Below are 19,544 nucleotides of genomic sequence, written 5' to 3' on the forward strand. Positions count from 1 at the left end.
GTTAAGACGATTTTGTCATGAGAATGATGCATCAAATTGTGCAGGAATGTAATAGTTAATAGTAGAATGTCTACGTTGTTTGTTGTAAAAGATTTCTATGTATTCAAATATGGCAGTTCTAGTTTGTTGAGCAGAATGTTGAGAAGTATCAATAAGCAGCTCCCTTTTGAGTGAACTGAAGAAGCTTTCTGCAACAGAATTATCGTAACAACAGCCCTTATGGCTCATGCTGGAAATGATGTTTTTTGTATTCAATAGAAATTGGTAATTTTGAGAGGTATACTGTGACCCTTGATCGCTATGTAACAGTAGGTTTTCAGGGGGTTTGCGTTTGTTAACAGCCATAAGCAAAGAATCCACAATTAATTGTTTTGTCATTGTATGACTCATTAACTACCATGCGTGAGAATTATTGCTGCCAACAACCTTCCTTGGTTTTTATATAAGTAATCCCATACTTTATTTGGTTGCTCAGTGATAAAATTTTGATCTAATATATTAGGAGCAATAACCATATTATTTGGTTGTTTTTTAGTTTTAAATCTTCGTCTAAGTTTGGCTATAATGTCATTTTCCTGCATAACATTTTGCACTGTTTTGATGTTATAATTTTTGCCTAAAGCTTTTATGGATTTTAGGGGCTCCATATCTGCATTTAGATGCTTTTTTTGAATCTCTGCTAGAAGTCCTTCCCTTGCTAATTCTTTATTGCTTTTTTCTTTAGCAATCCATTTATAATAACCACCAGCACAAAACCCTGCATAGTTCCTGTATTTTATAGCAATTTCTATGCTCTTTTATAAAAGAATATTTTACTCTTTTTCTTTGGCAAAATATCCCAGGGCTTTTTTTAAAATGTCTCTTTCTCTTCTTACTCTTGCTAACTCTTTTTTTAGATCAAATCTTTCTTTGTCATAAGGAGCTAGTTTTCCTTTGCCTGGAAATGCGTATGCTCCAGACATTTTTCCATCATATTTTCTTACCCATTTACTTAACATACTGCCATCTATACCTAGATCTTTTGCTATTTTTGTACTTGTTTGACCTGTTTCTTTAACCAGCTTAACAGCTTCCAATTTAAATTCTGCTGTATATTCTCTTCTATTTGTCATATTACACCTCTTTGAAAAAACGTTTTATTTTACTCCAAAAACGTCTTAACTTTCTCTCTACTTTTTCTGGGTAAGGTCACTATTCAAGACCCTGATATTGCTGCTAAAAAGCAAAGTATTGTTGACGTTCTCTGTAGAGATGAAAATGGGGTGCAAGTGATCGTCGAGATGCAAGTTGCTAAAACTAAAGGATTTGAAAAACGTGCTCAATACTATGCTGCTAAAGCTTACTCAAGGCAAGCTGATAAAGGTGACCAGTATCATAACCTTAAGGAAATTATCTTCATTGCTATAGCAGATTGTGTACTGTTTCCTAATAAATCTGAGTACAAATCAAAGCATACTATTCGAGATGAAGACACTAATGAGCATGATCTAAAAGATTTCTATTTTATATTTATTGAGTTGCCAAAATTTCCAAAGAATAAGGAAGATCAGTTGGAAAATATAGTTAAAAAATGGGTTTATTTTTTTCGATATGCAGATGAGACTAGTGAAGAAGAGCTGGAAAAAATAATAGGTAGTGATGTAATAATTAAAAAGGCCTATGAAGAGCTAAATAGATTTAACTGGTCAGAAAAAGAATTTATTGCCTATGAACAGAAAATAAAACGTATTCTTGATGAACAGGCTGTCCTTGCTCAAAAGCTTGATGATGCTACTGAAAAAGGTAGAGAAGAAGGCATCCTAATCGGACGTGAAAAAGGCAGAGAAGAGGGCGAAAAACAGGCTAAAATAGCAGTGGCTAAAAACCTACTTAAAGCTGGCGTATCTATCAACTTGATAGCTGAATCTACTGGTCTTCCTCAAGCTGAAATTGCACAACTCAAGGAAGAAATATCACAGTGATCTTTGTAGCTGCTTGTCTGCTGTTGGATCATTTAAACAGGTTCTAGGTTTATCATCTGCTTTTCCTGGCAACTGACTCTCTGACCGGCTAATATTAACAAGGGAAACAGCAGCAAGTATAGAATTAATTGTTCCTTTAACCAACTGTTCTAATAAAGGCTTGCGTGTTTGCTCTGCTTTTTCAACTTCACGTTTTGAACCTATAAAAGGAATTACTTTGGTTGCTTGTACCACTTCTTCTACATTCTTGCCATTTTTCAAGTTATCGAGATATTCCCTAGCTGTCATACTTATTTCTTTTTTATCTATTAGATCCTGAAACTTTTTGCTACTTAAATTCATATCAGCATTGATAAGTAACGATACACCACCTTTTACATCAATTTTAGTTCCAAAGTCATATAGCTGAATTCTAGATAATTCTTGACCATTAATCTTAATAAGACCAAGCTTCTTATCCTGCTCTGCTAGAAGTTGACGCTCTGTTTTTATTTCTTTTGTCAGAACTTGCTTATCTTCATCAGGTAGTTGATTATTAGCTCTAGCAACATCAAAGTGTTCAACAAGTAAGCCCTTTTCTTCTACTTTATAGCCAGCAAATTCCACTGCTTTTTCTGCAACTTCCATAAGCTGATCAACACTTTTTAACCCAGAAACAAATGCTACATTGCTATCAAAATAAGCATAATTACTACCAGTTCTATAAATAGCAACAACATGATTGCTTGTTACTAAATGAATAGCAAAATTACCTTTAATTTCAGCTATATCACTTGATAAATCACTGAATGTTTTGTAGACCTTATTATGCATTAAGTTTGAAGGTAGACTATTTGCAGCAGAATCTAACTGCCTTTCAAAATTGTTAAGCAATTTACTAAAAGCAAAAACTTCTCTTTCTTCCCTTTTAGATATTTGTTTACCCTGCACTATACGCTCATAAATTTCAGCCGAAGTTTCTAAATTACTTAAAAATGATTTGTTATTCTGTAAGGATAAAGCTTGAGATAAGCTACGTGTAATTGCAGTACACTTACCATTAATTTTAACATTCCTTGCTTCAAAAGAAGGCAAATAAAGACCTTGTTTTATTGATTTAATTAATGCACTTTGGAAATTATGTGATACAAATTGTGATAAATGTAAATATGCTTTTTGTTGTTCTTGACAAAATTGTATTGAACACCCAGGACTATCATCGTAACCGTACTCCCTTCTCACATGTTACGTTCTCTGGTAGTAGTGAAGAGATCCGGGTTGTGCCCCTCCTGCCGCTGCTTCCAATCTTCTCCGTCGCTCTCCGTCATATACTGGCGCTGGAGCATTTGCCGCAGCTACCACTCCTCCTACTACCAACCCTGTTACAGCTAGTGGCACTACTCCTATTGCACACACTCCCGCAATTAGTCCTCCTACTATCACTCCCCCTACCGTCATTTGTGCTGCTACTGCTAAACGAGACTCACCTCCTAAAAGTTCTCCAACTCCCGGATTAATTTCTATTTCAGCCCAACGTAATGCTGTTCTACCATTATTATCTACAGCATTAGTAGCAGCTCCATTATCAATCAAAAGCTTTGCAACTTCTCGTTGACCCTTTTTAGCAGTCCAATGTAATGCTGTCATACCATTATTATCTACAGCATTAATATTAGCTCCCCTATTAAGGCATTTTTTGACCTCACTAAGATTACCTTGACCTGCAGCATCAAGTAATTTCTGATCAATTTCTCTGATAAACCCTCCAAATAATACTAGCCTTTACTTTACACAACAAAGTTGTCACTAAATCATGTAAACTTGTTACCTGTAGCACAAATATTTTTGATTGCAACAAGTTTTTTTTGGAATCGTTATATCAGCTACTAACACGAATTCTGGATTAAAGGGGAATAGAAAAGGCAGGAAAGTAGGGTAAACTCAACAATTACAAAGAAAATAGATGAAGTTATGCCTGGAAGATATAACTTAGAAAGATAACAGAAAAGAAACCTTATTTAGTTATCTTAAACTAGTTATCCTTTCTCTTTTGAAGAAAAGCATTCACTAACTTTTTCAACTATAGGTGATATAATATGCTTATTCACTTTTTCAACTATTGGGTCAATAACATAATTTGTTACAAAAGCTCCTGCAATAAATGCAGAGACCCCTATCACTGCACCTGTTAAAGCTGTGGATCCAGCTCCAATCATTGCACCTGGAAAAATAGCAGCTGCAGCTGCAGCAAGACCAACTCCGATTGTAACGCTTGCAAGTGCTATAGTACCGAGACAAATAGGAGAGATTTTAAGATCTTTCTCCTCAATAGGATCTTTTTTACAACAAATAAGACAAATTGCAAGCAGCGCTGGAGCTATGGAGCCAATAATTCCTCCTATTACTAAAGGTGATAAAGCTGTAAAACTCAATCCCAAACCTACAAGCGCTCCCATTGCTGATGCTACACCACAAAATTTTAAAAGTGCTTCAATGTTTTCATTCATACGACCTCCTGAAATTTAATTGATAACAATAACTTTTTTGAGGATTAAAGGTTCCTCTATTGATATAATATAAATTAATTAGATAATCAAGCTAATTAATTCTCAAATGATTTTGGAAACAAGAGCGGGAAAATGGGTTCGCACTGCTATTAAGTTAAGGAAAAAGTGATAAACTGACCTTGTTAGGAAAAATAGCAAAAAAGTTAAGAATATTTTTTACAAAAAGGACAGTATCAATAAAAAGGATCTCATTCTGTTTGAAGTATAAAATTATCATAAATTTTTCTGTTATTTCCAAATAAATTACTGTTGATTTCTTAAAAGTATTAATAAAAACTTAAATAATCCGACCACTCTCAGCAACCAAAACCAAATTTCGTGAGAAGTGTTTTTTTTGGAATCAGTTGGTCTACCGCTTGTTCTGTGCGAACTTTACTATATAATAATTTTATCATACCACAAAACCAGCCATTTTAGCCTACTTTTGTCTTATTTACATATGAATTAAGTTGCTTAGCTTTGTTGCAACAATTTTATGTTTTTATTTTCATAACCCTATTTTTACGCAACGCGTTCTCACAAATATACGTACTATTTTCACGTTTTTGAAGAAAGTAAATATTTAATTTTTTTGCGACGCTAATAAACTTGTGTTTTTATAAAAAGTAATTTTTTGATATTTTCTATGGTAGAAAGGATATATAAAATAATATTTACAAATTTAAACCTTTCACACTATAGAAACTCCAAAACTCTTATTTCCTCCAAGAAGGTCCTGCAACTGGAGATTCAATCTCTATATCCTTCAACGCACTGAGAGGTAATTCTCCATTTTTTAGCTGCAATAGTAAGCGTTCATAAGCTTCATTTTTTGCTTCTGCATCTTGAGCTTTTGCTTCTGCATCTTGAGCTTTTATTTCTGCTTTCTTTCTTTCCTTTATTACTACCAATAATTCCTTTTTATCTACCTTTTTCTTGTTTTTTTGTAACTCTTCATATTTTTCTTCTTCAGTTTTAAACCTATTCTTTAAATCTTCATATTGTACATTTAAATTCTCAATATCTTCTCGTTGCTTAGCTGACTTACACTCGCTTTTTAAGTGTTTATATTCATGACATATGTTTATATATTCACCTGCTAAACCTTTTTGACTATCAGTATTGTAATCCAAGACAAGACACAATTTAGTTCCTAACTTAACCATTCCTGACACTAATTCATCCTTTCCTTTCATAAAATAGTATCTTGATACTTCCTTATAACTTGCAGGTTTTTCTGTTTCCTTAGATAGGTAAACCAGTAGATTTTCCATTATTTCTTTCTCTTCTTTTAATTCTAACAACTTTTCTTGATATAACCTTAGCCTTCTTTCATCTACAAAAGTATTAAGTTTCTCTTGCTTTATTTTCCTTTTGCACCTATCTATATGATCTTGATTCCACTCATAGCGAACTTTCCATTTTTCTGCAAAATCTACCTTGCCTGCACATACATCCTTTAAATAGCTAATTTCTCTCTCATATCTCTCTATCATTGGATCATACAATGGTACAAAATACTCTACTAATGATTTCATTCTTTCCTTTTTTTCTTTCAGACACTTTTCTCTTTCTTTAATTCCCCTCTCATCATTTTCTATCTCATTATCCAGATCCTCTATTTCCTCTTCTTTTATTCTCCTGTAGTTTTCTTCTATGTCTTCCAGCTGCTTCTTTTTCTCTCCATGCAACAGTTTATTTTGTCTTAACACAATGTATTCTCTTGCTAACTCCCTATATTCAACTAATATTTTATCTTTTTCATTCAAAATACCTGCTTTTTCGCTTCTATAATTTTCCATTTTAAATGAACATGGTGACCTTTGCCAATTAAACCTTTCATCCAAAAGGCTATATCCAAAATCAGCACCCTCTGGCCCAATTTTAGAGAGAAGATGATTATAAACTGCTAGCGCTTTTTTTCCTCTGTCTTCTAAGATGTGGTGTAAATTCCTCTCTTATCTCTTTTATTTTTCCTATTCGCCAAGTTAGGAATTCATCTAACTGACACGAAGTGTAGAAACAATCAGTATATTTTTCAAAATCCTCAAGTATTATAAATATCGGATTGTTAATATTCTCATTAATCAATGTAAAAATCTCTTTGGCTTTTTCGTGCTTATTCCTATCTGGGTGATATTGAAATAGCATTTTCTTTAGCACATACACTAACTCAATATTATAATCACCCACCAACTCTAATAAACCGAGCGATTTTAAAACTTCTCCTAAAGTTGCCTTTTCGTAATCTATTCCGCTTAATATTCTGTACAAATTTTCAACGCTTTCGTCTTCAGATATTGCTCTATTTTCATAATCAGAAGGAACAACTTTCCAAAAAAACTTCTTCGTTTCATTAAATAGAATACTATACCTATACTGTTCTTCTTCATCGATCTTTATGCTAGTATATTCTCTAAGACGAGATACATGTACTTCAAATTCATCATTAGCTATCTCCCCACTACGTAATGCCTCTACATATTCCAAAAATCTTTTTCTTATCTCTTTATGATTCACAAGTGTTGTTGCAAGAAGGTGCTCTTTATACTCTTTAAAGGCTTCGCTACTGATACCATGTAAATATGTTACATGCATCTCAAACTCTGAAACATCTACTAACCCTCTTATTGACTTAACATAACCTGAATACCCTTCATTCCTTGGATGACTCAACATAACTTTCTCACTATACATTTCAACATATTCTTTAATTCTATTTGCAAAACATAAGTCAAGTAAACCTGGCCACCAAGAATACCCAGCATACCAAGAAATGGCAGACAATACTGCCCAACCCGATAGAGCTAATAATTTCTTTTGCCCATTGAGCTGAATACATAAAACCAGCGACCCTAACCAAAAAGAAAAAATTAATGCTCCTGCTTGCCAAGCAATAATCCTCCTTCTGCTTGCATAATAGGATACATCACCATGTAGGAAAGGTGCTATCTTTTGCTTGCCAAACTCATCAAATAACTTACCTACTTCTACGTAACTACTTGGAACATAATCACTTTGCCACTCAAGTTTTTTGTATAGAACATCTTTTAGCTTTTTACGTTCTAAAAACTTTATAAACTCCTTTGTTCTCATACCTGCCAAGAAGGACCTGCAACTGGAGATTCAATCTCTATATCCTTCAACGCACTGAGAGGTAATTCTCCATTTTTTAGCTGCAATAGTAAGCGTTCATAAGCTTCATTTTTTGCTTCTGCATCTTGAGCTTTTGCTTCTGCTTTCTTCCTTTCCCCCTTCTCTTCTTCTGCTGTATTACCTTTATCCTTAGCTACTACAGTTTGACCAGTGCTTTTACATGGTTGATCTGGCTGACTAAGTTCATCCATATATCTCATTCTATTACATATGATATCTCCAGCAAGTTCACTAAATTTAATAGATTTTGTATTGAAACAAGATGCACTCTCACTACTAACCTTCTGTGCATTTTCAAACGCTGACAAAACACTTGATAAATTAACCCACTTTTCCTTATTCTTTTTTATATTTGCTATTTCTGCCTCTATCTCCTTACACCTTTCCTTAAATATGTCACTTCCTGCTACTACAGAGTGTTGTAAACACTCTAAAAAAACTTCAAACATTTTTGTTGCTCTGCCTAAGTCTTCTTGTGCTATCTCTAACTCATTCTGAGCATTTCGTCTTGCATTCCATGGTCTACCTACATCAACTGCAGTATAAGCTAAACAAGCACCAACATACAAAGCAGCATATACTAAACTATACCATGGTATAACAACCATAGGAACTAGTGCAGCCCATTTCCATGAAGGTTTTGTGTATTCTTCTTTCTTAGAGTTGAACTTCTCTTGTAATTCATATAGAACTTTTTGTTTTTGCATGACTTGCTCTTTGATAATCAACTTACCTTTATCACATTCTACTAAAGAATCTGCAGCTTTTTTGGTTACAGTATTGTCAGGTGAGGCGTCACTAATTTCCGCAAGAGTAAATATATCTTCCACTTTAAACTCTTTAAAGTTTTCTACTGACTGTGAAGATCCTTCTACAACAAACTCATTCAATGTTTGAATATCTAGGTTTAAGCGTAAACTTGCTTTAATTGATGGCATATCGCTATATAACTTTCTGATCACTAAAAAACCTGGTTTCTTTAGGATCTTCTCATCTAATCTTTCCCTCACTTTAATTTTTGTTTTATCTTTGTTTTCTTTTTCTAAATTAATATTAGCGCCATTGCATATCAATAACAGTGCACTATCTTGTTTTCCTTGGCTAACTGCTTCTAAAAGCATGTCATTTAGAACATCTTGTTCTGCTTTCATAACTTTATCTGGCTTAATTTTGTTAATTATTAGCTCAAGTATTTCTTTAAACTTGTTGTCACATTTGTTGATTTCTTCCTTTAATCTTGCATTTACTTCTTCTACAAGGGACTGGTAGTCTAACTTACAGCTGTCTACCAATTGATCCATCATTATATCTTGTAGATAATCAAATTGCTCTTTGCTGCATCTATCGCTAATAATCTCTTTTAAAAGACGTGATATAACTTCCAGAGTAAACCGATCTCTTAGTTTTCCATAAAAAAAGATGCTCTTCTTATATCCTTAGGAAAACCTTCATGTAATACGTGACCTTTTTTCTCTTGAGCTTCTTTTCCCACCACACTTATCAGTTCATTATACCACTCTCTCAAAAAAGAACGATCTTTTACTTTTCCTAAAGAGTTCTTATATTTAATAATTTCTCCTTCTTGCTCTATAATTCTTCTTCTAAGAACACTTAATTCTTCACTAATTTCCTTTTTTTGCTCCAAACTTCCAAAAGAATTTCTCTCTATAATCCTTTTCACAAGGTTTTTTGATTTATGAACAAATGTGTCATACATTTCAATTATTTGCCTTGTATCCATAGAGCATAGGCTACTTATTTCAGTATTACGTATATAACTAATAAGGTCCTGATCTGAAATTGATGAGCACATATAATCAGTATTACAAATAGAATCATAACTTTTATCCCCTTTATTAGTTATAGGAAGTAACATATTCATTAATAATTCCTTTCTTACATCTTTACTGATATCTGAAACTAACTTAGAATGTAAATTTGAATTTGTATTATCACTAATGCATAATGCTCTACTTTGCTCTTCTATATCCTCCATTATCATATTATCTTTATACTGCTTTAAACACCTTTCTTGTACTTTGTACTCACCATGAAGTCTTGTATTCATGATATTAATTTTAGTAATTATGAAACTCGAGTAGTATTGTAAAAGCCCAATCGGATTGCGAATACCAATGAATGCTTGTAGTAGTTTTAGATCTTCTGTTCTAATTATACTCTCTACTTGTTCTTCAAATGACTTATCAAAAAAACTTGGCATATTACCTCTCTAGTGATAAATTAAGCATACCTTAACTATCATCAGATTACAAGTCAATAACTTTTTTTTTGCATAAATTTTTAATTAATTTTGAGTTAAAACTTGACCATTTGTTGAAGGCATTCACCATTGTGGTTCCGTATAGAAGAAATTATCTTGTTTATATTGCCTTCAAAGGAGGATGAGCAGTAATCGATTGTTCCTCTACTTTCTCGAGCTTGGTGTTGGGATTTATGATATTGTACAGCGCAAAACCTATACACGCTAATCCAACTATCCACCCAATCACCGCTATAGCATACATTTTCAATATATAAGCTACAACACTACTGACTAGTAATGCTGCACCAACACTACCAGCCAGAATTGCTTGCGTTATTAATGGTTTTTCTCTTTTATCTGTAGCATTATCATCAAAACGAGGTTTGGGAGATAGGTCATTGGAAGCATTTGACTCTTGTTCATCAGTCTTCACTGAAGTTTGCTGAACTTTTTCGCTGTTTTCACATATAGGCTGAAAACCTTCACTACTTTTATTGACATCTTCGCATAATCTGGTGTCAGTATCAATTACAGGTTTATGCTTCACATCAAAACTACATACTTCAGTTACCATTTCACATGCGTTAGCCGGTGTCTCGATATTACCGATTATAGAAGCAGTATCCTGGATCAGACTCACACTTTCAGCTTTGCCTGTTACAACCTGCTGCTCTATGGTTGTTTTCTCATTAAGAACATCTTCCAAAGGTTTCTTGGCTTCTGCTAAATCTGCACTGCTAAAAACGTTTGGCTCTTGTATAGCAGCTTCTTTTGCGGCAGTGCTATTTTGAATTTTTTAGCAATACTTTTCCATATTTTTTTCGGTGTTTTCACGATGTTTCTCCTTACTGTTAAAATTTGTTGACTTAATTGTGGTAGTTAAAATAACAACCCGGCTCAGTTGCCTACCACATAAACTTGGTTCAATCAAAGGTGTCTTGCTATTTTTTCCTCGTAAAAATTTAGCTTATCTTTTACATCTAAACAGCATTAACACGATTTGGCTTTTTGTAGATGAGTAATTCTCTAGGGATTATCCTATTGAATTCTATGATATTATTTTTTGTAACATTGTTATACACGTCATGATAAGGGGGCTGGCAAAGGGTGTCAAGTAAGTTTTTTCGTTTCTGCAGGCTACTTGGATAACGGCTACAATGTTTGTACAATTGTACGTCATGCGCTGGAATCCGTTTTAGCCCTTATCTATATCTCAGTTCCACCAACAGTTATTGCGTCGACTTTGAGTGTCGGCTGACCAACTCCAACGGGTACATTTTGTCCATCTTTTGAGCATGTGCCAACACCAGGATCCAACTTTAGATCATTACCAACCATAGATACTTTTTTCAACACTGTTGGACCGTCACCAATTAGTGTTGCTCCTTTGACTGGCTGTGTAATTTTACCATTTTCTATTAGGTAAGCTTCCGAAGATGAAAAAACAAATTTTCCTGACGTTATATCAACTTGCCCACCACCGAAATTTACTGCATATAGACCTTTCTTTACGCTAGATATTATTTCCTCCGGTGTATGTTTTCCAGGCAGCATATAGGTGTTTGTCATGCGCGGCATAATAACTTCTTTATAACTTTCTCTTCTACCATTACCGGTTGGATTTACACCCATGAGTTTAGCGTTCATATGATCCTGCATGTATCCTTTGAGGATCCCATTCTCTATCAATATATTATAACTGGGTGGAGTGCCTTCATCGTCTACGCTGATAGAGCCACGCAAATTAGGCAGAGTTCCGTCATCAACTACTGTGATGTCACTAGCCGCTACTTGTTTACCCACAGAATTTGAAAATGCTGAAACTTTTTTACGATTGAAGTCGCCCTCAAGTCCATGACCCACGGCTTCGTGTAACAATATTCCTGGCCAGCCTGGACCTAAAACGACTGTCATTTCTCCGGCTGGAGTTGGAATTGCTTCAAGATTTACCAGTGCTTGTTCTAACGCTTGGTTTGCAACTTCTTTCCACTTTTTCTCAGAAATAAACTTACTATAAGAGTCCCTTCCACCATGCCCTGCAGAACCTCTTTCGGTACGACCATCTTTTTCTACAATGACTAGCACATTGAAACGTACCAGAGGCCTGATATCGCTTAATCTGTGATCACCTTTTATTATTTGTACGACTTGCCATTCTCCACTTAAAGTTATTTTTACTTGCTTCACGCAGTTATTTTTGGACCTTACATACTCATTAACCTCATTGAGTAGTTTAATCTTTGAATTCAGATCCATTTCATTTATGGGGTTAATCCTCGAATATAGGCTTGTCGTCTCTTCGTTTAAATTTATTGAGTTTGTCTTGTTTAAAGACACTGAGCTTTTTACCATAGAAGCAGCATTACTAATTTCTTTTTCGCTAATCTCAGAAGAACAAACGAAAGATGTACTATCCTCACAAAAAGACCTTAAACCAAATCCCCTTCTAGTATTCAAGTCCATGTGTTTTAATATGTTATCCTCAAAAAGCAGGGACTCCGACTGGCAAAATTCTAGAAACAGCTCACCACCATCGCTATTGCTCAAAGCGCTATTGACTATTTTATATACGTTATTAATATTAACATTGTTTTGAGCGAAAAATATTTGATCTAGATTTGGCATTACCTTTGAACTAAAAATTATTTAAGTATATTATTTAACTTTAACATAGTAAACTATAAAAAGCCCGGGTGGCGGAATTGGTAGACGCGCTAGCTTCAGGTGCTAGTAACTTTTTAAGTTGTGGAAGTTCAAGTCTTCTCTCGGGCACTCTTAGCTTCCATATTGCTTGTTGAATTAATTAATGCTACAATATACGTATTAGGTAATATTTATGCTATGTATGGTGAAAAAGATAAGTTAGCCTACAGAAAGAAGGTACGAACTTACTCGAAACGCTTAGTTACTGCGCTATCTACTGTCCTTTTTATTGGATATATAGCAATATTAGTCTTTAATATTTCTGGGCTAAGTGTACATTTTGCCGCTCTTAGTATCACACTAAGTGCAATTTCACTTGGCTTAAATTTATGGTCACGTACTGATCACTTTCGAAAATGTGAGCTTAATAAGCAGCTTGGTGTAGAAAACTCTCCTGGACAAGAAAAATTAACGAAGATCTATCTTGATATAGTATCCAGTGTTTCATTTCTAATAGGAGGTATTGCATCTATGTCGCTTTTTGAGTCTTCTGTTATCTATTTTGTTTCTACACCTTTTTTTATTTTAGGTTGTGCTATTATGGCAACTAATATCATTCGGACTTTGATCAGCAAACCACAGGCAGAAAAACCTACTGATAACCTCTCTCCAACCGCAAAAGCAGTTTAAGTGTTAACAAGTTAACTTATTTGACTTGTATAGGAATATTAGCTATAATACTAATAGTTTAATAATAAAAGAGGTTAGTATATGGATTTTTCAAACAGTCACCCAGATTTTTTTGAGGATAATGCTCATTATGTAATATCTGAATATAATAAGGATAATCCAGATCTGATAGATCGTAGTGCATATGTAGTAGAACGTGATGAATATGAGAATTTGGTATTCAAAAACTTATATACATATATATGTTCCGATGGAAACGTACATAAAGATATAATGCTTAATCCAAAATCTTTACAAATAGAAGAGAGGATAGAAGATAGCAGAATCAAAAAGTGTTATACAAATAACTATAAGATAGATAATGGAACTTTATCTTTAGATGAGAGAGAATTAGTATTCAATATAACTCCAGGTGAATGGAATGATTCAACAGAGTTCAGTGTAATTAGCATTAAAAAAGTATAAGTGAATTTAAAGCTTAGTGGTAAATAGGGGACTGAGTATCCTTATTTCAACATCAATTACTTGAATAGTTGCTCAAGCCATCAAAATAAAAATTTTTATTCAGTAATTTGTGTATAAAGGGTACTATTTTACTAGTAGTGAAATAAATCAGAATGAAGTCTATTTTATTAACGAGGCCTTTATTGGATTCGTTCAATACAAGAAATATATTGAGAAAGTATGGATACAAAGTTTTTATAGAACCAGTATTCACAATAAAGTACTTAAATCCTGATATATCTGCGTACGAATTTGACGTTGTGATATCTACAAGTAAAAACAGTGTAAAGGCTTTTAGTCAAATATGCAAAGTGGATGACTTTCCGATTATTACAGTTGGTAATTCAACCATGCAGGCTGCAAAAAATTTGGGATTTTCTGATATAATCTCAGCAGACAGCAACGTTGATGGTCTGATATCATTCATAAAAGCTCACTATTCAAGTGCAATAAAGTTCTTATATATAAGAGGACAAGAAGTATCATGTGACCTAAAAAAGAGATTATCTGAAGAAGATTTTAACGTAAGAGAAGTTGTACTCTATAAAACAATTATTAAAAGGAGTCTAACTAATAGGTGTAAAAATTTACTGTTGGATAGTAAAATTGATAGTGTTGCTTTTTTTTCCTCACAGACAGCAAGGGTATTTTGTTCATTAGTTCTAAAAAGTGGGCTATCTCATGTGATGAATAATACAGTTGCATATACCATGAGTAAAAACATTGCTGATAGTTTAAAGTTAATCAAATGGAAAAAAATTATAACATCGAGGTTGCCTACTGGGGAGAGTTTAATTGATATAATTAATAAGGACTGTTGATGCTAAAGATTGCAACTTGGAATGTAAACTCCATACGTAAAAGAGTTAACCAACTTTGTAGTTTTATAGTTGATAGTCAGATAGATATAGTTTTGCTGCAAGAGATAAAATGTACAGAAGAGCAATTTCCTTATGCAGAGATAGAAAAGTTAGGATATGAATATGCTATCTATGGACAAGTTGCAAGAAACGGCGTTTGTGTTTTATCTAAATATCCGATACTGGAAAAATTAAAAATTGATGTTGTAGAGAGTCATCAAGAAGCACGTTATATAGAGTGTGTGATAAAGCATACCAATAGTAAGATAAGGGTAGGAAGTGTATACGTTCCAAACGGTCAAAGCCCGGACTCTCACGCATTTGAATATAAACTCAAGTTTTTTGATAACCTATATGAAAGGATGAGCACTTTGTTAAAGAATGAAGAGTTAACTATTATAGCTGGCGATTATAATGTTGCACCGGATGAAATTGATGTCTTTGATTCAAATTTATTGAATGGCCAAGTGTGCTTTCATATAAAAGAACGTGAGAAGTTAAGAGCAGTCTTGAATCTTGGGTTTAAAGACGCGTTTAGAATATCTCACCCAAATTTGCAACAATTTACTTGGTGGCATTATCAAGGCAATTCACTCAGAAATAATCAAGGAATGCGAATAGATTATATGCTGTTATCACCACAAGCTGTAGATAAATTGGAAACATGCTACATAGATGATAGATTGCGTAAGCTAGAAAATCCGTCTGACCATACTCCTGTTGTATGTGCTATAGAATAATAGTAGACCTCTTACACAACTCACTTTTTGGCAAACCTAGGTCTTACTTGATTGCTGCTCTATGGTCTCTTCCCTTCGTTTGTTTTCCTTTCCTGCCCAAGATCGATCTTGCTGCTCACTCTTTTCGTTTCCCCTGTTGTTTTCCTGGGAAATTTGCTCAGGAACAGGTTGTTGTTCACTCTTTTCTTTTTCTTGGGAAATTTGTTCAGAAACAGAGGTGCCTTTCTCAACTCCTGTAACTGGGGTTTTTAAAATATCATCAATGCCCTCGAGAATTTTTCCATTCAGTTTTGCTCTCTTTTCTGTATCATCTTTATCTTGTGAGCTAGGGTCATACAAAGTACCTTTTTTGTTATTTGAAAAAAGAACTCCCACTCCTCCTTTTATAGCAAATATTGCACCAATAGCAGCAACAACTACCGCAAGTGTAGTAGGACCAAAAATTGATATTGAAGCAATGGAAAAAAGAATAGGAAGAAAGATCTTACGTAAGAACGTTGTTACCATCTCTTCATCACTGAGTGGTGGTTCATCTTCCTCTTTTTTGTCTTTACCGAAAAATGGCACCTTCTCTAATAATCCGTCTTTAATAGAGCCAAGAGCGTTTTTAGGATCTACCTTTACTCCAAGCGGCCACCCGAGAAGCTTTATTAGTGAATCTTTAGCTTCTGTACCCCGTATATCAGCTACACACTTGGTTATTATTTGTTGTATTTTATCATTATTGAATTTCTCTTCTCTAGCTAAGCCTTGCTCTCTAATTTCTTTAAATACAGAAAGTAAAAACTGACAGAAATTCTCTTCACTTAGTAACTTTATATCTTCTTGATTAATATTATTGAATATACCTTCATGATTTTTTGATATAAAAGTAAAAATTTTCTTTTCATTTCCATTCTGTAATCGCTCTAATCGTTTATTTAATGACTCCAGATCACTCTGTAATTTTTGTTTTTCTTGATCTGAAAGTTCTTCTTTCAATTTTTGTTTCTTCTTTTCTATTTCCTGTTTCGTTTGCTTTTCTAGATTTTCTAAAGTATCTAGGAAAGCACGATAGATTAACTGATGTTCCTCTTTTTCAAAAGTTTTCTCATCTTTGTTAGTTACCTGAGTAAATAGCCTTTGTTTTTTTTCTGGTAAAGTTCGTTTTATATCTGGCATAACTGACCTATTTGCATTTACCTATGTCTTAATTGTAGCATATTTTTCATATTAATTCAAATAATCTATACTCTTAGAATTCACGATGTTTAAGTCATAATTAAGAGAATTTAGACCCCAGTTGTCGCCAATTTTTACCTCCACTTCAAGTGGTATAGAAATTTCTATTGCATTTTCCATTACGTCTTTCATAAGTTTTGCTGTTTCTTGCACCTTTTCGTCTTCTACTTCAACCAGTAGTTCATCGTGAACCTGGAGGATTATTTTACCTACTTTCAATTGGTCAAAAAGCTGAATCATCGCACGTTTTATTATATCAGCAGCGGTGCCTTGCAGTGGTGCATTTATTGCTGCCCTTTCTGCAAATTGTCTTACATAAGGAATTGTATTGTTTATGTCTCTTACAAAGCATCTCCTGCCAAACAAAGTTTCTACATAACCATGCAATCTCGCGATAGACACTGCTTTTTCCATATAGACTTTTATTTCTGGGTAACAGGAAAAATAGTAATTAATGTATTCAGCAGCTTCCGCAATGGTAATTCCAAGCCGTTTTGCAAGGCCAAACGGACTAATGCCATATATAATTCCAAAATTAATGGATTTTGCTTTGCGTCTTAATTGCTCATCTATTTCTTGCACTCCAAAAACTTGCCTTGCGGTGATATCGTGAATATCTTGTCCGTTTGCAAAAGCTTCTTTAAATGCTGCAACGTTTGCAACGTGTGCCAAGAGTCTCAATTCTATTTGTGAATAGTCGGCAGAAATTATCTTATGTCCTTTTGGCGCAATAAATGCTTGTCTAATGAGATTTCCTTCTTCGCTTCTGATAGGAATGTTCTGTAAATTAGGATTGCTGGAGCTCAGCCTTCCAGTTGCAGTTGCAGTCGTTGAAAAGCTTGTGTGTATTCTACCATCAATGGGATCAACTTGCTTTATTAACGCATCAGTGTAGGTGCCTTTTAATTTACTTAAATGTCGCCAATTTAAGATTTTACTTGCGATTTCCGCTCCTTCTGCTTCAAGCGCCTCTAGAACCTCAGAATTGGTGCTATACGACCCATATTTTGACTTTTTCTTTTTATTAAGCCCCATTTTATTAAATAAGACATCACTTAATTGTTTTGGCGAAGCAATATTAAATCTTTCCTCTGCTAAGTTATATATCTCACTTTCAAGTACAGCAATTACCTGCTGAAATTTATCGGACAATTCCTGTAATTTTTGTATGTTCAGTAATATTCCATTTTTCTCCATATTAAATATCACTTTCATAAGTGGCTTATCGAAGCGCTCGTAAATTGTGAACAATTTTTCCTGAAATAACCTTTGCTTTAGCTTTTCATGAATTGCTATTAAAGTTTTTGCCGAGAAAATTTCTGCATTTTCACTCAAATTATGTGCAACTATGTTTGGAATACCGTGATCATGCTTTCCTGTATCCAAGCTATACGACATTATCATCAAATCATCAACTGATTCTAGCACTTTCTCTACTGCAGGGAAGATTTTCCTGATCTCTTTAATGTTATGTATTATTTTAAGCACCCCATTTGAGAGTAAAGTTGAGTTAATTGTAATGAGTGCATCTTGTATGCTGTCTTGCTCTATATAAAAAATATTACTTTCGCTATAAGATAGACTTAATACATTGTTTTCAAGGTGGTAATGAATTACAATTTTGCCTTCATATCTACAATGCTCCAAAAATTTCTCTAACTCTTCACTACTATATTCTGTTTTCTTTTCTGTGCTAGATCCATTGTAAGAAAAAAGCTTTTCCATTTTACCTATTAAGGAATTGAATTCATACTTCTTTAAAAAGGATAATAGTTTCTCCATATTTGGAGAATGGACTTCATATTTTGCAATATCATGTTGAATGTCTACTTTTTCGCATAGTGATAAAAGTTCTCTTGAAATTAGTGCTTTTTCCTTATGTTCGGTAAGAATATTACGAATCCTCGTTTGCTCAATGTTATCAATGTTCTCTATAATATTATTCAATGAATCAAATTCATCTAGTAATTTAGCTGCAGTCTTCGGCCCTATTCCTGGAACGCCTGGAATGTTATCGGATGCATCACCAGTTAGAGAAAATAAATCAAGAAGCTTGTTTGAATTTACACCAAATTTTTCTATTACTTGTTTTTCATCTATGTATATATTGTTAATGGGATCGAATATTAAAATATTGTGATTCAAGAGTTGAAACAAATCTTTATCTGACGAAACGACTACCACCTTAAAGTCTTGATGGTTGGCATACTTTGCAGCCAGTGTTGCAATTATGTCATCTGCTTCATAACCTTCAATTTCTTCATAGCTGAGGTTAAAAGCTTCTACCGCTTCCCTCAGTATGGTGAACTGTGGAATTAGATCCTCAGGAGGCGTTACTCTGTTTGCTTTGTACTCAGGATATAAATCGTGCCTAAAATTCTTTTTTCCTGCATCAAGTGCTATAATTAAGTAGTCTGAATGGGCAATGTACTTAAGAACCATATTCAGAAAGCCATATACACCACCTATTGGCATTCCTGTTGTGGTAATTAAGTGAGGTAGTACATAGTAAGCTCTGAAAAGAAAACCATAGCCATCGATGATTGTGAAAGTTTTTTCTTTCATTGTAGATATTTATGCGTGCTTTTGATGGTCCACTATTTAGCTGCGAAAATCAAGTTTTTGTTTTTCTGCTTTTGAGCGTTGTAAGAAATTTTACCGAAAATAGCATTTATGTATGGTTATACCAATTAGACTTCTTGCATAACCATATAACATTGGGAATAGAAACGAAAAACTTCCTTGACAAACTCCGCCAGCCCTCTTATCATGAGACTGAAGGTATTCAGTTATCTTCATCTGTGCAGATTAAACAGCAAAAAAACAACATAGTTGGCGTCTTATTTTTAATTTTTTGCACTATGTGCACCTTATGTCTTCACAACATTTTTAGGTTTTTACCTATATAAGCTGAAACGCGCTTATAAAGCGTTTAAGACAGTATAGAACGCCGATTTGCAGGATTAGAGAGTGACAACTAG

At 34.0% G+C, this 19,544-nt stretch carries 16 protein-coding genes, 1 tRNA gene and 1 pseudogene; 6 read left to right on the forward strand and 12 right to left on the reverse strand.

Going from position 1 to position 19,544, the window contains the following annotated elements:
- Window positions 1-15: 15 nt before the first annotated feature.
- A pseudogene (locus tag OPR48_RS07470) lies at window positions 16-1,112 on the reverse strand (IS3 family transposase).
- Between the two features lie 66 nt (window positions 1,113-1,178).
- On the opposite strand from OPR48_RS07470, the gene OPR48_RS01870 reads away from it, so the two are divergent.
- Window positions 1,179-1,961, forward strand: coding sequence for an Rpn family recombination-promoting nuclease/putative transposase (locus OPR48_RS01870; RefSeq protein WP_265026604.1), 783 nt, complete (start codon window positions 1,179-1,181; stop codon window positions 1,959-1,961).
- On the opposite strand, the gene OPR48_RS01875 is transcribed toward OPR48_RS01870, so the two are convergent.
- The 9 genes from OPR48_RS01875 to tldD form a co-directional block, all read right to left on the reverse strand.
- Complete coding sequence (locus tag OPR48_RS01875) at window positions 1,953-3,182, reverse strand: hypothetical protein (RefSeq protein ID WP_265026337.1); 1,230 nt, start codon at window positions 3,180-3,182, stop codon at window positions 1,953-1,955. The genes OPR48_RS01870 and OPR48_RS01875 overlap by 9 nt on opposite strands.
- 3 nt (window positions 3,183-3,185) lie before the next feature.
- Window positions 3,186-3,698, reverse strand: a complete 513-nt coding sequence (locus OPR48_RS01880) for an ankyrin repeat domain-containing protein (protein ID WP_320109933.1) — start codon at window positions 3,696-3,698, stop codon at window positions 3,186-3,188.
- Window positions 3,699-3,976: 278 nt separating this feature from the next.
- Complete coding sequence (locus tag OPR48_RS01885; RefSeq protein WP_265026338.1) at window positions 3,977-4,447, reverse strand: hypothetical protein; 471 nt, start codon at window positions 4,445-4,447, stop codon at window positions 3,977-3,979.
- A 755-nt stretch (window positions 4,448-5,202) separates the two neighbouring features.
- Complete coding sequence (locus OPR48_RS01890; RefSeq protein WP_265026339.1) at window positions 5,203-6,333, reverse strand: hypothetical protein; 1,131 nt, start codon at window positions 6,331-6,333, stop codon at window positions 5,203-5,205.
- 52 nt (window positions 6,334-6,385) lie between these two features.
- Window positions 6,386-7,591 carry a hypothetical protein gene (locus OPR48_RS01895; RefSeq protein ID WP_265026340.1) on the reverse strand — a complete coding sequence of 402 codons (1,206 nt, stop codon included), beginning with the start codon at window positions 7,589-7,591 and terminating at the stop codon, window positions 6,386-6,388.
- Entirely contained in the window at window positions 7,579-8,934 is a 1,356-nt protein-coding gene (locus tag OPR48_RS01900) for a hypothetical protein (RefSeq protein ID WP_265026341.1), read from the reverse strand. Before OPR48_RS01900 ends, OPR48_RS01895 begins: the two co-directional genes overlap by 13 nt.
- 107 nt (window positions 8,935-9,041) lie before the next feature.
- Entirely contained in the window at window positions 9,042-9,863 is an 822-nt protein-coding gene (locus OPR48_RS01905) for a hypothetical protein (protein ID WP_265026342.1), read from the reverse strand.
- 160 nt (window positions 9,864-10,023) lie between these two features.
- Window positions 10,024-10,611, reverse strand: coding sequence for a hypothetical protein (locus OPR48_RS01910; protein WP_265026343.1), 588 nt, complete (start codon window positions 10,609-10,611; stop codon window positions 10,024-10,026).
- A 500-nt stretch (window positions 10,612-11,111) separates the two neighbouring features.
- Window positions 11,112-12,530 carry a metalloprotease TldD gene (tldD, locus tag OPR48_RS01915; RefSeq protein WP_265026344.1) on the reverse strand — a complete coding sequence of 473 codons (1,419 nt, stop codon included), beginning with the start codon at window positions 12,528-12,530 and terminating at the stop codon, window positions 11,112-11,114.
- Window positions 12,531-12,592: 62 nt separating this feature from the next.
- Between tldD and OPR48_RS01920 the strand changes: the two genes are divergently transcribed.
- From OPR48_RS01920 to OPR48_RS01940, 5 genes are all read left to right on the forward strand, one after another.
- A tRNA-Leu gene (locus OPR48_RS01920) sits at window positions 12,593-12,677 on the forward strand.
- Window positions 12,678-12,746: 69 nt separating this feature from the next.
- Window positions 12,747-13,238: a hypothetical protein gene (locus OPR48_RS01925; protein WP_265026606.1), complete on the forward strand. Its 492-nt coding sequence runs from the start codon at window positions 12,747-12,749 to the stop codon at window positions 13,236-13,238.
- Window positions 13,239-13,319: 81 nt separating this feature from the next.
- Window positions 13,320-13,703 carry a hypothetical protein gene (locus OPR48_RS01930; RefSeq protein ID WP_265026345.1) on the forward strand — a complete coding sequence of 128 codons (384 nt, stop codon included), beginning with the start codon at window positions 13,320-13,322 and terminating at the stop codon, window positions 13,701-13,703.
- Window positions 13,704-13,855: 152 nt separating this feature from the next.
- Window positions 13,856-14,563 carry a uroporphyrinogen-III synthase gene (locus tag OPR48_RS01935; protein WP_265026346.1) on the forward strand — a complete coding sequence of 236 codons (708 nt, stop codon included), beginning with the start codon at window positions 13,856-13,858 and terminating at the stop codon, window positions 14,561-14,563.
- Window positions 14,563-15,342, forward strand: coding sequence for an exodeoxyribonuclease III (locus OPR48_RS01940; RefSeq protein WP_265026347.1), 780 nt, complete (start codon window positions 14,563-14,565; stop codon window positions 15,340-15,342). Before OPR48_RS01935 ends, OPR48_RS01940 begins: the two co-directional genes overlap by 1 nt.
- Window positions 15,343-15,378: 36 nt before the next feature.
- On the opposite strand, the gene OPR48_RS01945 is transcribed toward OPR48_RS01940, so the two are convergent.
- Both OPR48_RS01945 and polA read right to left on the reverse strand, forming a co-directional pair.
- Window positions 15,379-16,503 (reverse strand): hypothetical protein, encoded by a 1,125-nt coding sequence (locus tag OPR48_RS01945; protein WP_265026348.1) that lies wholly within the window; start codon window positions 16,501-16,503, stop codon window positions 15,379-15,381.
- Window positions 16,504-16,554: 51 nt separating this feature from the next.
- Window positions 16,555-19,128, reverse strand: coding sequence for a DNA polymerase I (gene polA, locus OPR48_RS01950; RefSeq protein ID WP_265026349.1), 2,574 nt, complete (start codon window positions 19,126-19,128; stop codon window positions 16,555-16,557).
- Between the last annotated feature and the right edge of the window lie 416 nt (window positions 19,129-19,544).

This window comes from Wolbachia endosymbiont (group A) of Bibio marci (genome assembly GCF_947251645.1).
Classification (GTDB): Bacteria; Pseudomonadota; Alphaproteobacteria; order Rickettsiales; family Anaplasmataceae; genus Wolbachia.

Coding starts and splice junctions, on each gene's coding strand:
- tldD (WP_265026344.1), bottom strand. CDS start 12,530: ATGCCAAATCTAGATCAAATATTTTTCGCTCAAAACAATGTTAATATT.
- OPR48_RS01940 (WP_265026347.1), top strand. CDS start 14,563: ATGCTAAAGATTGCAACTTGGAATGTAAACTCCATACGTAAAAGAGTT.
- OPR48_RS01935 (WP_265026346.1), top strand. CDS start 13,856: ATGAAGTCTATTTTATTAACGAGGCCTTTATTGGATTCGTTCAATACA.
- OPR48_RS01925 (WP_265026606.1), top strand. CDS start 12,747: ATGTATGGTGAAAAAGATAAGTTAGCCTACAGAAAGAAGGTACGAACT.
- OPR48_RS01905 (WP_265026342.1), bottom strand. CDS start 9,863: ATGCCAAGTTTTTTTGATAAGTCATTTGAAGAACAAGTAGAGAGTATA.
- OPR48_RS01945 (WP_265026348.1), bottom strand. CDS start 16,503: ATGCCAGATATAAAACGAACTTTACCAGAAAAAAAACAAAGGCTATTT.
- OPR48_RS01930 (WP_265026345.1), top strand. CDS start 13,320: ATGGATTTTTCAAACAGTCACCCAGATTTTTTTGAGGATAATGCTCAT.
- polA (WP_265026349.1), bottom strand. CDS start 19,128: ATGAAAGAAAAAACTTTCACAATCATCGATGGCTATGGTTTTCTTTTC.
- OPR48_RS01885 (WP_265026338.1), bottom strand. CDS start 4,447: ATGAATGAAAACATTGAAGCACTTTTAAAATTTTGTGGTGTAGCATCA.